At 53.2% G+C, this 3,262-nt stretch carries 2 rRNA genes; both read left to right on the forward strand.

From position 1 onward, the window contains the following. The first annotated feature begins 121 nt into the window (after positions 1-121). Positions 122-3,039: ribosomal RNA gene (locus GO988_RS23610) — 23S ribosomal RNA — on the forward strand. An 84-nt stretch (positions 3,040-3,123) separates the two neighbouring features. Beyond that, a 5S ribosomal RNA gene (gene rrf / locus GO988_RS23615) occupies positions 3,124-3,235 on the forward strand. The last annotated feature ends 27 nt before the right edge of the window (positions 3,236-3,262 follow it).

The raw sequence follows: 3,262 nt of genomic DNA on the forward strand, positions 1-3,262 counted from the left end.
CTACCGAATGGGTAGTAAACGTTCTTTGACGTAAGGGAAAACAAGAAAGAGAAGTAAAAAGCGGGCTGTTATTCACAGAATGACAGCAGGTTGCGGCTATTTTGGTAGTCCAACTCGCAAGCGAGAAGTAAGTAAGAGCACACGGGGGATGCCTAGGGTCTCAGAGGCGATGAAGGACGCGATAAGCTGCGATAAGCGCGGGGGAGGGGCACATACCCGTTATATCCCGCGATTTCCGAATGGGGCAACCCCACTGGTTGAAGACCAGTGACCACTCCTGCATAGGACTGGGGCAAACGGTGGGAACTGAAACATCTCAGTACCGCCAGGAAAAGAAAATAACAATGATTCCCCAAGTAGTGGCGAGCGAACGGGGAGGAGCCCAAACCAGGGCGGTTACGGCCGCTCTGGGGTTGTAGGACTGCAACATCTGATTGAATCGAGTTAGCTGAAGTGTGTGGGAAAACACGCCAGAGACGGTGAGAGCCCGGTAAGCGACAATTCTGATTCACGGTAGCAGGATCCTGAGTAGGGCGGGGCCGGAGAAACCCCGTCTGAATCCAGCGGCACCATCCGCTAAGGCTACATACTCCTGAGACACCGATAGTGAACCAGTACCGTGAGGGAAAGGTGAAAAGAACCGCGGATAGCGGAGTGAAAAGAACCTGAAACCGTGTGCTTACAAGCAGTTAGAGGGGTTTTGTACCCTGATAGCGTGCCTTTTGCATAATGAGCCTACGAGTTACTCCTCACTGGCAAGGTTAAGTGATTTGAATCACGCAGCCGCAGCGAAAGCGAGTCTGAATAGGGCGCGTAGTCAGTGGGGGTAGACGCGAAACCTAGTGAGCTACCCTTGAGCAGGATGAAGGTGCGGTAACACGCAGTGGAGGTCCGAACCAGTTTCCGTTGAAAAGGATTTGGATGACTTGAGGGTAGGGGTGAAAGGCCAATCAAACTAGGAAATAGCTCGTACTCCCCGAAATGTATTGAGGTACAGCGTCGTGGTTAGGTGCTGTGGAGGTAGAGCTACCAATAGGACTAGGGGGTGTCAGAGCCTACCGAATCCTGATGAACTCCGAATGCCACAGCATTCATACACGGCAGTGAGGCCTGGGGTGCTAAGGTCCCCGGCCGAGAGGGAAAGAACCCAGACCCGCCGCTAAGGTCCCTAAGTTCTAGCTAAGTTGAACAAAGGAGGTCCAGTTGCTTTGACAGCCAGGAGGTTGGCTTGGAAGCAGCCATTCCTTTAAAGAGTGCGTAACAGCTCACTGGTCGAGCGACCGGGCATCGATAATACGCGGGCATCAAGCTAGGCACCGAAGCGCGGGATTTGACATTTAGTTGTCAAGTGGTAGGGGAGCATTCTGGTTGCGGAGAAGCCGTCCTGTCAGGGCATGGTGGAGCGTCCAGAAAAGCACATGTAGGCATGAGTAACGATAAAATAGGTGCGAAACCTATTCGCCGATAGACTAAGGTTTCCAATTCAACGCTAATCGGAATTGGGTTAGGCGGGACCTAAGGGAGAGCCGAGAGGTGTACCCGATGGCAAGCCAGTTGATATTCTGGCCCCCGGTTAAGGAAGTGATGCAGGGACGCAGGAATGAAAGTACCGCGAGCGGACGGAAGTGCTCGTTAAAGCCCGTACCTATTAGGATGGTAGTTAAGTACGCCGACCTAGGGGAAAGGTGATAGTACCACACGGCCTTCGGGCCACGTGGATAGTGTACCTAAGGACTGCCAAGAAAAGCTGCTAAACGTTGTATCCTTATTCGGCCCGTACCGCAAACCGACACAGGTAGTCAAGGAGAGAATCCTGAGGCGCTCGAGTGAATCACGGCCAAGGAACTCGGCAAAATGGTCCTGTAACTTCGGGAGAAGGGACGCTTCCTTGTAGCAATACAAGAAGCCGCAGTGAAAAGACCCAAGCGACTGTTTAACAAAAACACATGGCTTTGCTAACGCGTAAGCGGACGTATAAGGCCTGACACCTGCCCGGTGCTGGAAGGTTAAGAGGGGAGCTTAGTCGCAAGGCGAAGGCTTGAATCGAAGCCCCAGTAAACGGCGGCCGTAACTATAACGGTCCTAAGGTAGCGAAATTCCTTGTCGGGTAAGTTCCGACCTGCACGAATGGTGTAACGATTTGGGTGCTGTCTCAGCCGTGAGCTCGGTGAAATTGTAGTCTCGGTGAAGATGCCGAGTACCCGCCACGGGACGGAAAGACCCCGTGCACCTTTACTATAGGTTGCCATTGGTGTTGGGTTCAGTATGTGTAGCATAGGCGGGAGGCGTCGAAGGAGGGCCGCTAGGTCTTCTGGAGCCAACGTTGAAATACCGCCCTTACTGTGCCTGATGCCTAACTCTACGTTTCGTAGAGAACAGTGGCTGCTGGGTAGTTTGACTGGGGTGGTCGCCTCCAAAAGAGTATCGGAGGCTTTCAAAGGTCCACTCAGTACGCTTGGTAACCGTACGTAGAGCGCAATAGTAGAAGTGGGCTTGACTGTGAGACTGACTAGTCGAGCAGGGTCGAAAGACGGATATAGTGATCCGGTGGTTCCGCATGGAAGGGCCATCGCTCAAAGGATAAAAGGTACGCCGGGGATAACAGGCTGATCTCCCCCAAGAGCTCATATCGACGGGGAGGTTTGGCACCTCGATGTCGGCTCGTCACGTCCTGGGGCTGGAGAAGGTCCCAAGGGTTCGGCTGTTCGCCGATTAAAGTGGCACGCGAGCTGGGTTCAGAACGTCGTGAGACAGTTCGGTCCCTATCTGTGGTGGGCGTTGGATATTTGAGAGGACCTGACTTTAGTACGAGAGGACCGAGTTGGACTAGCCGCTGGTGCGCCGGTTGTTCCGCCAGGAGCAGCGCCGGGTAGCTACGCTGGGAGCAGATAAGCGCTGAAAGCATCTAAGTGCGAAACTCACCTCAAGATGAGATATCCCAATTGAAGGTTCGTCGTAGACTACGACGTGAATAGGCGGTAGGTGTAAAGCTAGAAATAGCATAGCTGAGCCGTACTAAGGAACCGAGGGCTTCCCTTGTCCCATTAACTTTCTACTTCTTTTTCTTTTCCCTTATGTCAACGGTTTTGTCGCTGCTTCCTGAACACGAGCAGTAACGCCAGCAATGGTGGCTTTAGCCCGGGTGTTCACCTCTTCCCATTCCGAACAGAGTCGTTAAGCCCCGGTGCGCCTATGGTACTGCCTTCACCGGTGGGAGAGTCGGTCGCCGCCAACTTTATTCGTAAGCCCTTCTTACCGCTTT

The organism is Hymenobacter ginkgonis (genome assembly GCF_009755225.1).
Lineage (GTDB): Bacteria > Bacteroidota > Bacteroidia > Cytophagales > Hymenobacteraceae > Hymenobacter > Hymenobacter ginkgonis.